The organism is Desulfitobacterium dehalogenans ATCC 51507, assembly GCF_000243155.2.
Classification (GTDB): Bacteria; Bacillota; Desulfitobacteriia; order Desulfitobacteriales; family Desulfitobacteriaceae; genus Desulfitobacterium; species Desulfitobacterium dehalogenans.
Genome location: NC_018017.1, coordinates 492,726 through 507,546, shown reverse-complemented (window position 1 = coordinate 507,546; position 14,821 = coordinate 492,726). Strand labels below are relative to the sequence as shown.

17 protein-coding genes are annotated in these 14,821 nt (G+C 50.4%); 4 read left to right on the top strand and 13 right to left on the bottom strand.

Going from position 1 to position 14,821, the window contains the following annotated elements; genetic code table 11:
* Nucleotides 1–36: 36 nt before the first annotated feature.
* The 8 genes from DESDE_RS02450 to DESDE_RS02415 all read right to left on the bottom strand — a co-directional run bounded on the left by DESDE_RS02450 (nt 37) and on the right by DESDE_RS02415 (nt 9,675).
* A complete protein-coding gene (locus tag DESDE_RS02450) occupies nt 37–693 on the bottom strand; it encodes a TorD/DmsD family molecular chaperone (RefSeq protein ID WP_014792454.1) in 657 nt (218 codons plus the stop codon).
* 203 nt (nt 694–896) lie between these two features.
* Nucleotides 897–2,495, bottom strand: a complete 1,599-nt coding sequence (locus tag DESDE_RS02445) for a PucR family transcriptional regulator (RefSeq protein ID WP_014792453.1) — start codon at nt 2,493–2,495, stop codon at nt 897–899.
* A gap of 81 nt (nt 2,496–2,576) precedes the next feature.
* Complete coding sequence (locus DESDE_RS02440; protein WP_014792452.1) at nt 2,577–3,944, bottom strand: FtsX-like permease family protein; 1,368 nt, start codon at nt 3,942–3,944, stop codon at nt 2,577–2,579.
* Nucleotides 3,941–4,699 (bottom strand): ABC transporter ATP-binding protein, encoded by a 759-nt coding sequence (locus tag DESDE_RS02435; RefSeq protein ID WP_014792451.1) that lies wholly within the window; start codon nt 4,697–4,699, stop codon nt 3,941–3,943. The genes DESDE_RS02440 and DESDE_RS02435 overlap by 4 nt, the downstream gene beginning before the upstream one ends.
* Before the next feature lie 79 nt (nt 4,700–4,778).
* The gene (locus DESDE_RS02430) at nt 4,779–5,753 is read right to left on the bottom strand and encodes a sensor histidine kinase (protein ID WP_014792450.1); all 975 of its coding nucleotides are present in this window, start codon (nt 5,751–5,753) and stop codon (nt 4,779–4,781) included.
* Nucleotides 5,744–6,415: a response regulator transcription factor gene (locus tag DESDE_RS02425; RefSeq protein ID WP_014792449.1), complete on the bottom strand. Its 672-nt coding sequence runs from the start codon at nt 6,413–6,415 to the stop codon at nt 5,744–5,746. The genes DESDE_RS02430 and DESDE_RS02425 overlap by 10 nt, the downstream gene beginning before the upstream one ends.
* Nucleotides 6,416–6,895: 480 nt before the next feature.
* A complete protein-coding gene (locus DESDE_RS02420; protein ID WP_014792448.1) occupies nt 6,896–8,914 on the bottom strand; it encodes an ABC transporter permease in 2,019 nt (672 codons plus the stop codon).
* The gene (locus DESDE_RS02415) at nt 8,911–9,675 is read right to left on the bottom strand and encodes an ABC transporter ATP-binding protein (RefSeq protein WP_014792447.1); all 765 of its coding nucleotides are present in this window, start codon (nt 9,673–9,675) and stop codon (nt 8,911–8,913) included. Before DESDE_RS02415 ends, DESDE_RS02420 begins: the two co-directional genes overlap by 4 nt.
* Nucleotides 9,676–9,803: 128 nt before the next feature.
* On the opposite strand from DESDE_RS02415, the gene DESDE_RS02410 reads away from it, so the two are divergent.
* Nucleotides 9,804–10,199: an ATP-binding protein gene (locus DESDE_RS02410; protein ID WP_050981795.1), complete on the top strand. Its 396-nt coding sequence runs from the start codon at nt 9,804–9,806 to the stop codon at nt 10,197–10,199.
* 13 nt (nt 10,200–10,212) lie between these two features.
* On the top strand, nt 10,213–10,323 hold the full coding sequence (locus tag DESDE_RS22955) for a magnesium chelatase subunit ChlI family protein (protein WP_371200221.1): 111 nt from the start codon (nt 10,213–10,215) through the stop codon (nt 10,321–10,323).
* Nucleotides 10,324–10,367: 44 nt separating this feature from the next.
* Here the strand turns inward: DESDE_RS22955 and DESDE_RS21965 are convergent, their stop codons facing one another.
* Both DESDE_RS21965 and DESDE_RS21765 read right to left on the bottom strand, forming a co-directional pair.
* On the bottom strand, nt 10,368–10,526 hold the full coding sequence (locus tag DESDE_RS21965) for a hypothetical protein (protein ID WP_014792446.1): 159 nt from the start codon (nt 10,524–10,526) through the stop codon (nt 10,368–10,370).
* Between the two features lie 95 nt (nt 10,527–10,621).
* Nucleotides 10,622–10,768, bottom strand: a complete 147-nt coding sequence (locus tag DESDE_RS21765; protein ID WP_019849336.1) for a hypothetical protein — start codon at nt 10,766–10,768, stop codon at nt 10,622–10,624.
* Between the two features lie 35 nt (nt 10,769–10,803).
* Between DESDE_RS21765 and DESDE_RS02405 the strand changes: the two genes are divergently transcribed.
* Nucleotides 10,804–11,208 carry a putative ABC transporter permease gene (locus DESDE_RS02405; RefSeq protein ID WP_014792445.1) on the top strand — a complete coding sequence of 135 codons (405 nt, stop codon included), beginning with the start codon at nt 10,804–10,806 and terminating at the stop codon, nt 11,206–11,208.
* A gap of 102 nt (nt 11,209–11,310) precedes the next feature.
* Here DESDE_RS02405 and DESDE_RS21540 read toward each other — a convergent pair whose 3' ends face one another.
* A complete protein-coding gene (locus DESDE_RS21540) occupies nt 11,311–11,469 on the bottom strand; it encodes a helix-turn-helix domain-containing protein (protein WP_148269897.1) in 159 nt (52 codons plus the stop codon).
* A gap of 332 nt (nt 11,470–11,801) precedes the next feature.
* Here DESDE_RS21540 and DESDE_RS02400 point away from each other — a divergent pair, with 332 nt between their 5' ends.
* Nucleotides 11,802–12,932: a glycosyl hydrolase family 18 protein gene (locus tag DESDE_RS02400; RefSeq protein ID WP_014792444.1), complete on the top strand. Its 1,131-nt coding sequence runs from the start codon at nt 11,802–11,804 to the stop codon at nt 12,930–12,932.
* Between the two features lie 88 nt (nt 12,933–13,020).
* Here DESDE_RS02400 and DESDE_RS02395 read toward each other — a convergent pair whose 3' ends face one another.
* The gene (locus tag DESDE_RS02395; RefSeq protein ID WP_014792443.1) at nt 13,021–14,016 is read right to left on the bottom strand and encodes a sensor histidine kinase; all 996 of its coding nucleotides are present in this window, start codon (nt 14,014–14,016) and stop codon (nt 13,021–13,023) included.
* Nucleotides 14,017–14,035: 19 nt separating this feature from the next.
* Nucleotides 14,036–14,707, bottom strand: a complete 672-nt coding sequence (locus tag DESDE_RS02390) for a response regulator transcription factor (protein WP_014792442.1) — start codon at nt 14,705–14,707, stop codon at nt 14,036–14,038.
* Nucleotides 14,708–14,821: the final 114 nt, after the last annotated feature.

Here is a 14,821-nt window from a genome sequence, read left to right as displayed (position 1 = left end):
CAACTCCATGTGTAGGATTGGATATTGGAACAAATCTCACCGAACAGGTACCACAACCCGCTGTATGATCTCTCCCAAAGCAAGGTAGAAGGGCTCTCTGGCTGAGGCGGATAGGGCCTTGACAAAACCGGGAAGCCAAGCGGCAAGATGCTCCTGACAAAAAGCATTGTAATTCTCGATATAGGCTTCGGCTTTTTTGGGTTGGTTTCTCTGTTCACGTTTTAAAGCCTGAGTCAGAAGATACGCGGCAAATTCCAGTTCTGTGGCGATGAAATCATCCGGTTCGTTGCTTTGACCTGCCAAGGACAGGCCCTGGGAGCGGTACCAGCGGCGGACATCCAGGGTGGATTCCTGCATCACTTGCCTTTCTCCATGGCGGTACACCGACTCATAAGGGGGTGCCGGAGGGGACTGGGGCCCTATGAACAGCCGATTAAATTCGTAGACCCATCTCTTTTTATCATCTTCTGCCTGGACCTTAAGCAGCTGATCAAGCAGCTCCCGATCCTCCTTCTGATCCCCTGCCTTTTCCTTTAACCACTTCCTATAGGCTTCAATTAACCCTGCCAGGGTCTGCTCGAGCTTCTCTCCCCCTGCGGAGAAAACCCGGCTGAGAGCCATCAGTGTCTCGACTCGGATAGCAAGATTCCGGGTGCGTGCCGTTCCTGCAAGGGGACACATCAGCTCTGCCATTGAAATCCCTCCCTCATTCTTAATTTAGTGAATTATTTCTTTTTCCTAACTCCACTTTACTTGTTTGTCTTTATAGAACTTCATGAAAATTTAACACTTCCTTCGTAACAAAAAACAAAACCCTTGCCTCCCATAAGGTGCAAGGGTAATTATTTGTCGAACTTTTTAGACTCTTTTGAAGGGAGAGATTTTAACAGAACGGTTTATTCCTGCCACAAGGACTTAAGCCGGCCTATTTTTAAGGCGATAAACAAATTCATCCGGGTTTCCAGGCTGCTCAGATCCCGATCCAGGACCTCGGCGGCCTTCTTCAAACGATAGCGCAGAGTATTGGGGTGGAGAAAGAGCCGGTCTCCCGCTTGATTCAAATCGCCGTCCGAAGCCAGATAAGCCAGCAAGGTCTCCTCCAGGTGCAGATTATTCTCTTGGTCGAATTTAAGCAAAGGCCCTAATACCTCATTGCGAAAATCCTCCAGCTCCTGCTGCTCAAGCTTGAGCAAAAGCCGCATAACCCCCAAATCCTGAAACAGAATCACTCGCTCCTGGAGATTAAACAATTGCCCCAGTTCCAATGCTGATTTAGCCTCTTGAAAACTACGGTGGATAAAGCGGGTGGAAGGATAAAGATTGCCCACTCCAAACATCATGGACCGCTCCTCATTCAGGCCTTCCAGTAAGATCAAGAGGGGGCTGAGAAGTCTTTTGGCTGTGGCCTCCCATTGACTGAGGGGAATCATCCCTTCCAAGGGATAAAGAAGGACGATCTGATCATTGCGTTCCAGGAAGATGGTCCGGGGCTGATTCCGCAGTACCATGGACACTGCATCCAAAAGTTCCTGAAAAGCCAGCTGGTCCGCCGAGTCCGGGTCGTAGCCGGGAATCTCCCCTACGATCACCAGATGAGGCTTGGTCAGATCCATGCCCCAAAGCTTGCCCCTTGATTGCACTACTTCCAGGGAATCGAAATTATTGTAGAGCAGGTCAAACAAAAAATCCCGATAGTGCTGCCGCTCCGTATCCTCCACGGATTGGGCTTTAGCCAGCTCAAAGTAAAGGAGAACCGCTGTCTTATAGAGGAACAACCTCCCCACAGGGTCCAGTTCCCCATGCTCTATTCCCAAACCGATGTATCCCAACACCCCCTGATGGCCTGCCAAAGGATACCAGCTTAAAGGGATGTCCTTATATTGTGAGTCGTTCCATTTTCCTATGCCCAATGGGGTCTCCATCGTTAAATCCATGGATTTGAAATGGGACAGCTTCGGCGTCACAAAAGAAATGGGATGAACGGGAAGGCATTCCCCTCCTTCCCAGGACAATACCTTAAAGCGTTTATCCAAAAGAAAGAGGTCGATTCCCAGAGTTTTGTTTAGTTCAGCAAGAATACTCAGCCCGTATCCCTGGGTAATCTGCTCGGTTAAATCCCTTGTGAAGGCTTCGCAGGCACCAAGAATTCTTCCTTTTTCCCGCTCCACCCAGTCCGTTGCCTGGGCGCAGAAATCTTCCCAGGTGGCAGAGAGTGCGCAGATAAAGCTGCCCTGAGTACACTGTGTCTTTTCCTTACCTTCTGTTATACAAAGACGAAGGTATTTCCCCTGATACTCCAGGTTCACATGCATACCGGCTAAGGGCAGGCTCAAAGACTTGCCTGAGGGCCCGCCCTCTTGATCCCCAAAGGACAGCGTTTGGATCGCCAGGGTCAGCATCTCTTCCTGAAAAAGGGGATCTTCACGAAGAGGTTCCAGCTTCTGCTGTTCAAGAAAACGCCCCAGGGTCACTCCCTCAGGTAAACTATGATCCAAGCCCCTCACCTTCCTACCGGTATTTTAATCGTATTCGCTTAAGCTTTCTCCTTTCGTTCCATAATTCCTGCTTCTTTCCTTTCACCGGTCCTGGGTAAGTATCCGTTTCGAGCTGAAGTAGGTAAGCAGGAAATACCCGCCGTAAAGCGCGATAATCAGAAGGCCGGAAGCTAAGCAGGAGGCCAGAATATTAACCTCCCCCACCCGCAGAACGAGTTCGCTGGCTACGATAATCGCGACCACGGAGTGGATCACGGACAACACAAGGGGCAGCGCGAAATAGAGGGAAACCTGCTTGAATAAACTGCCCGCCAGCAGCTTTCCGCTCGCCCCGAGCTTGGACAGCAGCTCATACCGCGCACGGTTGTCGCTGGCTTCGGAAAGCTGGGCGATGGCGAGAACGCTGGCGCAGGCAAGTATGAACACGATTCCGATATAGAGGGAAATATAGGTTATCCCCGCCACGGTAGAGCTTTCCTGGGCGCCATAATTGCTGCGGATGCTTTCGGCCACCGCCGAGCCCACCGAAATGGCGGAGATGGCAATAAACAGCATAAGGCAGACAAAGGACATGGACACATAGGCTGTGTTCATTCTGCTGTTAAGCTGTCCGAGGGTGAACAGGTTCAGCCCTTGGAAATAGACCCCTTCCATTCTGCGGACCAGCTTCAGGAAGAAGCCGGAGAAAGAGTAGAAGAACAGAAAGGTTCCGGCAGTGCCGAGAAGAACAGAAATCATCAGGGGCTTGCCTGAGTGGAGCATTCCGTTTTTGATGATGATGGAATAGGCGCTCCCAAGGATCGCCAGGCTGATGATAAACAGGGCGACGGATACGTTAAAGCGTGGAGCGCGGAACCCTGACATCTTTTTGTCGGCATAAATAAGGTCAATGAGCTTTTGTCTGCTGATGTTGGCCGTGTTGAAGACCATAACCAACAGAAAGGCGATGCCAAAGTATAAAGCGCTTTTCCACACTGCCGAAGGGGAAAAGGCCAAAGCAAACCCGGTTACGCTTACCCTGAACAGCTTGGCCGTGAGAAGGGCCAGCCCCTGGGAAAGCACGATGCCGAGAACAACTCCCACCACGAGGGACACCAGGCCGACCAGGGTGGTTTCCCAGATCAGGATGCGTGAAATCTTACCTTTCCCCATGCCCAGAATCAGATAGATCCCCAATTCCTTCTTGCGCCGCCGAATCAGAAAGGCATTGGCATAAAGGATCAAAAAGCCCAAAATCGCGGAAATGAACAGGGACAGATAAGACATGATCTTGTTTACGCCGAGAAGGGCCATCGCCTGGTTCTCGTTCAAATCCATCATGACGCTCCCGCTGTCCAGGGAATTGAAGATATAGAACATAGCCACGCCGGCGATGATGGTAAGAAAATACACCCCGTAATCTTTATAGCTTTTGCGGACATTGCGCACCGCTAACTTAAGCCCGCTCATTCCGCTTCCCCTCCCAAAACGGCCATCACCTCAATGATTTTGTCAAAGAAGTCCTTCCGTGTATCCACCCCGCGCCGCAGCTCGGTGAACAGCCTGCCGTCCCGGATGAAGAGAATCCGGTCGCAGTAGCTTGCGGCGAAGGGGTCGTGGGTCACCATGAGAATCGTGCTCTGCAGCTCCTGCACCATGGCGCGGAAGCTTTCCAGCAAGGCTTTTGCGGATTTGCTGTCCAGAGCGCCGGTGGGTTCGTCGGCCAACACCAGAACGGGATGGGTTACAATCGCCCGGGCTGAAGAGACGCGCTGACGCTGTCCCCCCGACATCTGTACAGGATACTTGGCCAGCACGTCCGTGATGCCGAGCTTTTCCGCGACAGCGCGGATTTTTCCATCCACCTGGCGGGGATTCGTTTTGGCGATCGTCAAGGCCAGAGCGATATTCTCATAAGCGGTGAGGGTATCAAGGAGGTTATAATCCTGAAAAATGAATCCCAGCTTGCGGCAGCGGAAATCAGCCACCTCCGAAGGCTTCAGCTTGGTAATGTCCTTTCCTTCAATCAATATCTGCCCCGCCGTCGCCCGGTCAATGGTGGAAATACAGTTGAGCAGGGTGGTTTTGCCGCTCCCCGATGAGCCCATCACTCCGATATATTCTCCCGGGAACACTTCAAAGCTCACACCGTTCAGGGCTTTCGTAATGTTGCTGCGGTTTCCGTATATTTTTTCTAAATGTTGAACTTGTACAATCGGTTGCATAAGAAGCTCCTTTCGGTTGATATGCTTACAGTATAAATCCCGCCCAACACATCTGCCATGGATGGACCTTACAGCAAACTTACACTAATGTCACATAAGAATTTCTTGGAAATGTAATGGCTATCTCGGTACCCTCATCCGCTGCCGCCGAGAGAGTGAGTCCCAATTTGCCACACAGTTCCTGGCAGAGATAGAGTCCCATCCCTGTGGATTTCCCGGTTATGCGTCCGTTTTCCCCTGTAAAGCCCCGCTCGAACACACGGGGCAAATCCTGAGGGGGAATCCCGATACCGTCATCCTTAAGGGTCAATACTCCGTCCCTGAAACTAAAGGCAATGGTTTGCGCGCCGTATTTCACCGCGTTATCCAGCAGCTGCTGCAAAATAAAGAGCAGCCATTTGGAATCGGTATAGACCATTCCTTCTGCTTGCAGATTTATTTTGACTTTATTGGCGATGAGGTATCCGGCGTTTTTCTTAAGCAGCTGGGCAATCAGGGTTTTCAATTCGGTTTTCCGAATGACATAATCCTTTTCCACGGAGCCGCTTCGGGCGTAAAACAGGGCTTGCTCCACATAGTTTTCGATCTTGTCCACTTCATCTGATACCTTAGCGTATCCATTGTTCTCACAGATCAGCTTTGCCGCGCTGATAGGGGTCTTGATTTCGTGGACCCACAGCTCTACATAGTCCCGATAGTCGCGGATTGCTCTCCCGTGTGCCCCAATCTCGTCGTTCATCGATTTACCGACAGCCTGCAGCACTTCCGCAAGGGCTGCTCCTTCATAAAATGTGGGAGCTTCCATAATTTCAGAGATATAGTGCTTTCTGTCCAAATCGTTAAGCTGGGAGAACAGCTCTTTATAGAATGCTCTTTTGGGGAGGTATTCCCCCAGCAAGGCGGCAAGGCTGCCGGAAAGATACACCACATTGACGACGATTATGGCGGCAGGGGGATCATTCAAGGCGTATAAAACAAAACCACCGATCCCGGCGGTTAACAAGACCATGATGATGAAGAGCAGCTTGTCTCTTAAAAAATCCCTTAATTGCATATCCTATACCCCTGTCCCCGTTTCGTTTGGATGACATCCACCGCCCCTATTTCCCCGAGAGTTTTTCTCAGGCGGTTGATGTTTACCGTCAGGGTGTTGTCATCGACAAATTCGTCCGTCTGCCACAGCTCCGTCATGATCTGTTCCCGCGGGAGGATTTTACCCTGACTTTTCATCAGCAAGGTCATAATCTTCAGCTCGTTCTTCGTGAGTTCCCTGGTCTGTCCATGGAAGCTGACTGTGCTCTCCCCAAGGTTGAGGGTCAGCCCTGCGGCCTGGAGAATGAGCTCGTTCTGATGGCCATATACGCGGCGCAGAACGTTCTCAATCCTCGCCAACAGGATCTGAACATTGTAAGGTTTGGTAATAAAGTCGTCCGCGCCGAGATGCATACTCAGCAATTCGTCCGTTTCCGTGCTCCGGCTGGTGACGACGATCAGCGGTACAGAGGATTGTTTGCGGATTTCCCGGCCGATATGATGCCCGTCATAGAAGGGCAGGTTCAAATCAAGGAGAATCAAATGAGGTGCGGCATTCAGCGCCGTGTTGACCATATCCTCAAAAGCATCCGGCGCGGCAACTTCATAGCCGTGCTTTTCCAGCAGGCTTTTAAGTTCGACCCGGATGATGGGGTCATCTTCAATAATCAGAATCTTGCTCATGGCAACTGCTCCATTCCCTATTCTCCATTCTCCAGCTCAATATCATCTGCCTAAGTCTATTTTTCTTGATATGTTATTTGATCGCAACGGCCTCAAAGGTTATCATCTGTTCCTCCTTCGCCGTAGTGTGCCCATTAATAATCTGAAGAAATCACAATATTTTTGAAGCCCACACGTTTAAGAAGTAACCCTTCACGCCACTTTTCATATCGTCCATGGGAAATGGTGTATTGGTTTATATAGTCAACTTCCACAAGTTTGTTTTCTAAGGTGATGATATCTCCGTTGGCTCCTTCGGGAAAAATAAATAATCCGAACTGAGTATATCATAAAACCCTAAAAAATTTAAAAACTCCCACCTTCCAAGCACCGGAGGCCCCCCCCGCTGTTTCATCGGCTGCAAAAACGGCCGAAACCGGCAGATATCCCACCGGTTTCGGCTTAATTTATTCTTATAGTATTAGGGATACTTTTATTGATCTACCGCTCCACCCCGCCGCTGACAATACTGTAATAAGCCCGGGAGGTAAAGAGATATACCATCACATAAAACAAGGTGAACACCAGATAGCAGCCTACCGTTACGGCAGCGAACAGACGCGTATTGGTCAGGCTGAACAGAGCCAGCAGCTTCGAAATCATCGGAAAGGCAAACGCTATATGAACGCCCGCAGCTGCAAGGGGAAGAAAGAAGATGGTCAGCACCTGGGAATTAATACTCTTCCTGATTTCTTTTTTTGTCATGCCTACTTTCTGCATGATGTCGAACCGGGCCTGATCCTCATATCCTTCACTGATCTGTTTATAGTACATAATGAGCACCGCTCCCAGTATAAAGACAATACCCAGCAAAACCCCGAGGAAAAGAAGTCCCCCGTACAGAGCATAGAAGTCGGCCCGGTCCCGGGCAGCGCACTGGGTGGATACCGCGGGAAACTCAGAGTCCTTCAGCTGCATCTCCCTGACCGACCCCGAAATATCTTCTCCCAGGGCAAACTGCTCTTCCTCAGAAAGGTTCAGATCAAACCCATAGTAATAGTGCAGACTGGAAGCATTATCCCCGTAGATCTCCTTTTGTTTCTCAAAAACAGCATCGATGGCGGCAAAATCCGGGACAACGATATAGAGGGAGGGAATAGTCTGCATAGCGTCCACACCGTTATCCACAAATTCCGGTACACTCTTTTTGATCTTCAGAGTACCGGCCCCTTCCAAGGTAAGCCTGTCATAGGGATAATCCGATTTAGTGCAGTACAGCAGAGCCTCGTTTTTGTCCAGAGTTTCCCTGGTCCCCGTCAGCCGGTTATAGTCCTCCAGGGGAATGATAAACAGCTGCCGAATGTCAGGCGGAAGAATCTGCCCCTTTTCACGATTGAAGCTCACCTGCTCCCCTTCCAGGTATCCGGCCACACCCAGATAGCGGTAATTGAGAATATTTTCCGGCTGGACGCCCTTCTTTTGCAGCGCCTCACCTAGTGCGTCAGTCACGGCAACCGTATAGGCCGGATCGACGGAATAGATATCAACCGCCACGTTCCGCGGATACCGGGAACGCAGGCTGTCTTCCGCCCCTATATACAGGCAGACTGTTGAAGACAGCATCACCAGAACCATGGTGGAGAGTATGCAGATGGAGGCCAGCCCGGCGCCGTTGCGTTTCATACGGTATACCATAGAAGAAACGGAAACAAAATGACTGGTCTTATAGTAATACCTCTTGTTTTTCTGCAAAAGTCTGCAGAACACCACAGAGCCGGCGATAAACAGCAGATAGGTCGCTATGATCACCATCACCACCGCCACAAAGAACCAGAGCAGGGCTTCCAGGGGCTGCTGGATGGCGAGGGCCAGATAATAAGCGCCGGCCAGAATAATGACTCCCAAAAAGGCCACCGCCCAATTGGCTTTGGGGGGCTTCTCACCTACCGTGTCGCTGCGCAGCAATTCCACCGGTTTGGAGACATGAATCTGCCGCAGCCCATTGAACAAAATCAGCAGAAAAATAGCGGCGAACAATGCCGCGGCCTCTAAAACAGAACCCCACTCCACCGAGAATCCGGATTGGATGGTGCTTTTGAGCACATGGGCCAGGGAAAGTTCGGCAACCTTGGCAAAAAGGATCCCGCAGAACAGGCCACCGGCCACCGAAACAACCCCGATCAGGAGGCTCTCCCAGGTAAGAATCCGGGCCAGGTTCCATTTTCCCATGCCAAGAATATTATAAAGGCCAAATTCTTTTTTCCGTTTCCTGATCAAAAAAGAATTGGTATAGAACAGGAAAATCAGGGAAAATACCCCCACGACCCCGCGGCCGAAGGACAGAATCATCTGCAGGGAGCCCCCGCCGGGCATGGCGCTGACGGAAGGATTTACGGTTAAAAAAGAGATAATGTAAAACATCATGACCATACCCATGCAGGTCAGGATATAGGGAAGGTAGATCTTGCGGTTTTTGGCAATGCCGGTCAGGGCCAGTCTGGGATAAAGTCCCTGTGTCATGGTCTGTCGCCCCCCGTCGCCAGCATGGTAAGGGTGTCGGATATCTTCTGATATAACTCCTCGTTGCTGCTGTTGCCCCGGTAAATCTGGTGAAATACCTCCCCATCCTTAATGAACAGCACCCGGCCGGCATGACTGGCCGCCTTGACGGAGTGAGTCACCATCAAAAGAGTCTGCCCCTCCCGGTTGATCTCCCCAAACAGGCGGAGAAGTTCATCGGTGGCCTTGGAATCCAGGGCTCCGGTGGGTTCGTCCGCCAGGATCAGCCGGGGATTGGTAATCAGGGCCCGGGCTACAGCCGCTCTCTGCTTCTGCCCCCCTGATACCTCATAGGGATACTTGGCAAGAAGATTCTTAATCCCCAGCTTCTCCGCAATCGGTGTGAGCCGTGCTTTCATCTCCGGGTAGGGCTTGCCAGCCAGCACCAGGGGCAGGAAAATATTATCCTGAAGGGAAAAGGTGTCCAGCAGATTAAAATCCTGAAACACAAAGCCCAAATTGTCCCGGCGGAAGGCGGCAATTTCAGACTCCCTGATCTTGCTCAGATTGTGCCCCTCAAGAACAACTGCACCGCCGGTAGGCTTGTCCAGGGCCGCCAGAATATTGAGCAGGGTTGTTTTGCCGGAACCGGACTCACCCATAATGGCCACATACTCTCCTTTTTCCACGCTGAAGGACACATTGGCCAGGGCCTGAATTTTCTGGCCCCCAAACCGGGTGGTATATACTTTTTCTAAATTATTGACTTCTAAAATAGTCATTAATTTTTCCTCCTCCGTTTTCTTCAACTATAGTGTAGCGACACGCCCACATTTCGCCCAATGACTTGTCTGAAAGTGAACGTACCACTACACTAGTTTAAGAAAACGGGGAAATATCCGCCATCGCTTTGGCTTACATTTCCCCGTTTAACCTTACCATTTTGAAAGGTTGCCCCTGCGGTTGGCATGGTGATCCCCAGAGAAGCCGCAGCTGTACGCCTAAGCAAATCGATGCTTATCGTGGCAGGATCTCCGGGCCCCTACTGGACCGTTTTGATATGCATGTAGAAGTCCCGCGTCTGGACTATGACGAACTCCACCAGCCGCCCGCCGGAGAAGAGTCACAGGCTGTTCAAGACAGGGTGCATAAAGCCCGGGAACGTCAGTGGTCCCGTCTGGGTGACATTAAAACCAATGCTGAAATGAACGCTGCAGAGACCATAGAATTCTGCAGCCTGGATAAAAGCAGTGAAGAGCCCTTAAAACGAGTGTTTAACCGCCAGCATTTAAGTACCCAGCCATGACCGGATTCTCAGGGTGGCTAGAACCATAGCCGATCTGGAGGGGGAAGCGAATATCCTGTCTCGTCACCTGGCAGAGGCATTTCAATTCCATGCTTTGGATCAGAGTCAGTTTATTATTAATTGATTTTTTATGCCAAATGTGCCTGCAATAATCCAGCGTTCGCTTGATTAACTTGGGTCTACTTCATCATAGACCGCTTTCACAACCTTAGTGTAATTGCCTTTGTTAACATCCTGTATAGAGGCATCCTGGTCTAGATCGCTCCCAGGGGCAAAAGTTGGCTCCTTCAATTTGTTCTTTTGGGTCTGCTTTGGATTCTTTTTCACGGTACTCCTTCCTTTCCTTTAGGTTGACATTCGCACAATTTGCAAGATGATTTTCTGATTTATTGAGGTCTTCTAATCAGGATTTTAAATAAGCCTTAGAGTAATTGTTTCTTCTTTTCTTGCCACCCTTGTACGTCAACAAGAATAGACCTAAATCCTTTTTTGTCAATTCTTTTGGTTGCACCTGACCACCATTTCCAAAAACTTTCACTGTCTAAATTAACAAGAACAGATTCTTCCACTCATAGCACCTCTGGTAAAGTAATATTCCCCAAGCATGAAAACATTAAGACATCTTCTTATCTACGGAATTGCAGGCCTTGTTATCGAGGTCTTTTATACAGGGTTAGCCGCTTTACTGCAAGGGGATCTGAGTATGCACGGGTTTACTTTCCTTGTTATGCTGCCGATCTATGGGCTGGGGGTTTTTCTCGAACCGGTTCATGACCGGATCCGCGAGCAGCCATGGTGGCTGCGTGGGCTCGTTTATTTAACCCTGATCTGGAGCATTGAATATCTCAGCGGTTTAAGCTCTACGGTTCTGCTCGGCACTTGTCCCTGGCACTATAGGGATCCGTTGAATATTAACGGATTTATTACGCTGAGAATGGCTCCGGAATGGTTCCTAGCCGGGCTTGGCTTTGAAGTGCTCCATAATACTTTAGAGGAGGCAGCCATCTAACTCTTTCCCGGGGGTATCTTTAAACGTTCACCTTTCTTTCTAAGCAAGACAGAAATGAATTACACTAAAATTGTAGCAAACAGGCTACCAAAGAACACTCAGCTACGGGCAGGTAGCTGAGTGTTCTTTTATTTTATCTTCTGCGATTAATAACAGAGAGAACTTAAATTCGTTTCTTCTGGTTTTTCGTTTCCCGCTTTCCCAATCTCCAATAGTTCTATGGTTAACTCCAATCGCTGCAGCAAACTCCTCCTTAGTCATGCAACTGATGAGCCTTGAATGGGGAAAGGCTGCTTTTGCTGGCGATTCGAGCGCTGGCCTTCACCGGCTGGGATATTTTAACCGATGCGAGGTTGCTGAGCAGGGCGAAGCGGGAGTTCCTGGCCAGAGGGTAAAGCCCTATTTGTGCCTTTCGTGTTATAACATATGAGATATGCACCTTTCTGTTTGGAATTATGGTGAGTTTGGTTACTCTTCCATTTTACCTATGTACGCACCTTTGCAAATAAATCATGGTACCTTCCTCCAATAGCACACATACATTATGGTTGAGAGAAAAAGGCCATTTTTTTTTTGCAAGGGTGTGATTTATTTTGATCATACATACGGTAAAACGGGGAGACAACATCTACTCCATCGCCAAACGTTATGGAGTATCCATGGAGCAGATCATCAGCGACAACAGATTGGATAATCCTGATCAGATCATGATCGGGCAGGCTATTGTTGTATCGTCGAACACTACCCGGAAATCAGGAACCATCGACGTGAACGGCTTTGCATTTCCCAGCATCAGCAGCAACACTTTAAACAATACCTTGCCCCACCTCACCTACCTGAGCTTTTTCAGTCACCAGGTCAGTGCCGATGGCAGCCTAAGCACGTTAGCGGACGCTTCGGCCCGGCAGAGGGCACGGCAGCAACGCGTCGCCCCCTGGTTCGTGATTACCAATCTCAGGGAAGGCGGGGGTTTTGACAGCGACATCGCTCACGCTGTTTTAGCCAGCGAGCAGGTTCAGAACACCTTAATTGAAAATGTGGTGAACAACCTCGCCCAGGAGTATACCGGGCTGGTAATTGACTTTGAGTATATCCATCCCCAGGACAGGGAGAGCTTTAATAACTTCCTGCGCAGGATAACCGACCGCCTTCATTCCCTGGGCTACACCGTCGCCACCGCCCTGGCCCCCAAAACAAGCGGAAGCCAGCGAGGACTGCTGTATGAAGCACACGATTATCCTGTACACGGGTCGGTTGTGGATCATGTTATTCTGATGACCTATGAATGGGGATACACCTATGGCCCGCCCCAGGCCGTTGCTCCGCTCAATCTGGTGGAAGGCGTGGTCAGATACGCCACGTCCGTTATGCCCAGCCGTAAGATCATGATCGGGATACCGAATTACGGTTATGACTGGACCCTGCCCTTCGTCCAGGGTTCGGCTGCCCGCTCCCTCTCCAACACAGCCGCAATAAAACTGGGCGTTGAGCAAAAGGTAGAAATCCACTACAGCACTACGGCTCAGGCTCCTTTTTTCCACTACTATGACGGCAATGGCCGGCAGCATGAGGTATGGTTTGAAGATGCCCGCAGCATCCAGGCCAAATTGGCGCTGGTCAATAAATACAAGCTGGGCGGAGTCAGTTACTGGACGATCAACAGCTTCTTCCCGCAAAATTGGGTTGTGCTCGAAGGGATGTACACGGTGAGAAAGGTACTCTAAAACTTATGCACCCTTCAGCGCCTTAGCCGCATAATCCCACATGACCTGATACCCTTAGGCATTGGGGTATTTTCCATCCTAAGGTTGCCTATTCTGTTTCCAATTCAGCGCTTTTCAGATCGATCCGGATCTCCGTACCCCTGCCGGGAGCAGAGCTTGCGCTAATGTCATGACCCAGATTGCGGCAGATACGGCGGCAGAGGTAGAGCCCTATTCCGCTGGCTTTCTTGTCCCTGCGCCCGTTAAAGCCGGTGTAGCCCTTTTCAAAAATACGGGGCAGGTCTTCCGGCGCGATGCCAATGCCGGTATCCCGGATACACAGGGTTTTCGGCGCTTCCAAAGTAATGGAAATTGTCCCGGACCGGGTGTATTTAAGAGCGTTGGACAGAACCTGCTCGATGACGAACAGGAGCCATTTTTCATCCGTCAAAACCCGGCTGCCAAGGGGCTCATATTCCAGCCGGATCTTCCGGCGAATAAACTGAGAGGCATATTTGCGCACAGCCTGTTTGAGTATGCCGTCCAAATCATACTCCCGGATCACATAATCCGTTGCGGGGCCCTCCAGCCGCAGATAGCAGAGGACCATTTCCACATACTGCTCAATGCGCTGAAGCTCCTCCCTCAATTCCCGGCTGTGGGCGGTATCCCCGTCTTCCCCTTGCAGGAGAAGCCCCATGGCGGCAATGGGTGTCTTGACCTGATGGGCCCATACCGTATAGTATTCCACAAGATCCGTATACCGCTCCCGCATTTGGTCGGTCAGCTGCAGCTTATCTTCATAAAGAACCCGGATGACAGCCTGATAGTCTTCCTCCAGGGGCCCCCAGGGCACGGGAAGTCCGGCGGCGGTCACCGTGATTTCCCGGCTCAGAGCCTCCAGCCGTCTATGCTTCTCATAAAAAGCCCCATAATCCCAAACCACAAGGATCAAGCCGACGAAAGCACAGATCACCGCTCCGTAACCCACTGCCCCCACCGGCAATTCATAAAGGGCAAACACCCCGGCAAATATGACGCAGAAGCCCAGAAAAGCCCCTATTATTTTGCGATGTGATTTCAGGTAAGAAAAAAACAAGCCCATAGACCGGCTCCTATCCCCCTCACTCTACCAGGTATCCCCATCCTTTTTTCGTAAGGATAAAGTCCTTCAATCCTGCGGCATCCAGCTTTTTGCGCAGGCGGGTCATGTTGACGGTCAGGGTATTTTCATCCACAAAGCTGTCCGTTTCCCACAGCCGCTGCATCAAAGTATCCCGGCTGACCACCCTGCCCTTGTTTTCCATCAGGGCCTGCAGAATACGGTAATCGTTTTTCGTCAGCTCAATATGCTGCCCTTGGTAGGTCAGGCTGGCGTCCGAAGTATTCAGCAGGGCCCCGCGATGTTCCAGTACCTTGACCTGCCCGGCAAAATGATAGGTCCGGCGCAGAATGGCCTGAATCTTTGCAGTGAGCACATTCAGATCGAAGGGCTTGGCGATAAAATCGTCTCCCCCCATGTTCATGGCCATGACAATATTCATATTATCCCCTGCGGAGGAAATGAACATAATGGGAACCTGAGACACTTTGCGGATCTCCCCGCACCAGTGATAACCGTTATAAAAGGGCAGGGAAATATCCAGCAGCACCAGCTGAGGGTCCAGTTCGGCGAACTCGGCAAGAACATTCCGAAAATCCTCCACACAGCGGGCTTCCAGACCCCAGGATTGGATATGTTTCCGGATAGCCTCCGCAATGGTAGCATCGTCTTCGACAATCAGAATTTTATACAAGCTATCCCCTTCTTACACATACAGGTGATTAGAATAAATGGTTTGAAATCTCACTATTTATCATAACTCTTCCAGGCGGGAAAGGCAAAAAAGCAGCTGGTTGTGGAATCCAGG